This is a genomic window from Streptomyces lycii (genome assembly GCF_009735685.1).
Classification (GTDB): domain Bacteria; phylum Actinomycetota; class Actinomycetes; order Streptomycetales; family Streptomycetaceae; genus Streptomyces; species Streptomyces lycii.
The window spans coordinates 1-1,436 of sequence record NZ_WHPN01000116.1 but is presented as its reverse complement, the minus strand read 5'-3'; the positions used below and the strand labels follow the sequence as shown (position 1 = coordinate 1,436).

The window sequence follows — 1,436 nt, the reverse complement described above, 5'->3', positions numbered from 1 at the left end:
GCCGCCGGACGGGCCGCCGGACGCGGAGGAACCGCTTCCGGCGGCGAGCGGCGAGCTGCCGGGGTGGTGCGAGAGACCGGGATGCGAGAGACCGGATTGCGCGGGCCCGGATTGCGAGGAGTCCGGGCACGGGGTGCCGGGGTGCGGGCTGTCCGGGTACGGCGTGCCGGAGCGTGAGGTGCCCGGGTGCGGAACGCCGGGGTCCGAGGCCGCGCCGCCGGTCGCCGCCGGACCCGGGGGACGGCGCAGTATCCGCAGATGTCCCTCCCCGTCGGGCGCCGTCGGGAGCGAGCCGGGAAAGACCGGCGGCCGCGCGAGCGGCCCCTCGTCACGTGCGGCGGGCGGGGCGGACTCCAGCCGGAGCACGGATTCCCCGATGCGGAGCTGGGCGCCGGGGCCGAAGGGCCGGGGCCGCGCGTCGACCGGGGCGCCGTCCAGCGCGGTGCCGTTGGTCGAGCCGAGATCGGCGACGGTCACCGCACCGTCGTCCGCGACGGTCACCGCGCAGTGCAGCCGGGAGACGTCGGGGTCGTCGAGCGGGACGTCGGCGTCGGCCGAGCGGCCGATACGGACCCGGCCGCCGTGCAGCAGGTGGACCCCGCCCGCGTCGGGGCCCGCGGCGACATGGAGCCGGGCGGCGGCGTCCGAGGCCGGTTCCTGCGCGACTCCGGGGTGGCTGCCGGGCTCGACCGGGGCGTTCAGCGACAGGACGGCGCCGTCCACGAGCGGCGGCTCGCCCAGCGCGCAGCGCCGGGCGTCGAGCCGCTCGGCTCCGGCGTAGAACACGGCAGGGCCGGAGGAACCGGAGGACCCCGAGGCCCCCGAGGCCCCCGAAGAAGAGGACCCCGAGGCCCCCGAAGAAGAGGTACCTGAGGAACCCGAGGAAACCGAGCAGGAGGCGGACGTACCCGGGGAGGAGGCGGAGGGACCCGGGGCGCCCGGTCCGGAGGCGGACGGGTGCGCCGGGCCGGTGCCCTCGCCGTCCCGCGGGCCGGTGTCGCCGGTCTCCGGGGCGGCGGCCACGGCGGCCGCGAGCCCGCCCGCGACCGCGGCGAGCGCGGTGCCGGCAGGGGCCGTGACGAGCACGTCGCAGGAACGCAGGGCTTGGCCGCCGCGCGGCCCCAGGACGGTCAAGCGGACTTGCATCGCCGTCAGCGGTCCCTTCCGCCCGGTGCCGCGTCGGGGGCCCATCCGCTTCCCCCGGCCGTGCACGGGCGCTCGGCTCGTACAGGTCACCACGGAGTACGGAACCCCCGCTGCCGCCCTCCGTGCTGGGTGCATCCTCGCACCCGCCGCCGACATTCTGTCCCGCCACCAGCAGGAAGTGATCTTGAATGATCGGTCATCGGCCAAAAACAGCCTGCTCGCGGGCCAGGAGCGGCATTCCGGATCTCCCGTGTCGCCTGGACGGCCGACGGAACGCGGCGTGTACGGGC

Annotated in this window: 1 pseudogene; it reads right to left on the bottom strand. The window is 77.2% G+C overall.

Going from position 1 to position 1,436, the window contains the following annotated elements:
* Positions 1 to 195: 195 nt before the first annotated feature.
* A pseudogene (locus GCU69_RS05080) lies at positions 196 to 1,146 on the bottom strand (FHA domain-containing protein); the annotation flags it as partial.
* Positions 1,147 to 1,436 lie beyond the last annotated feature (290 nt).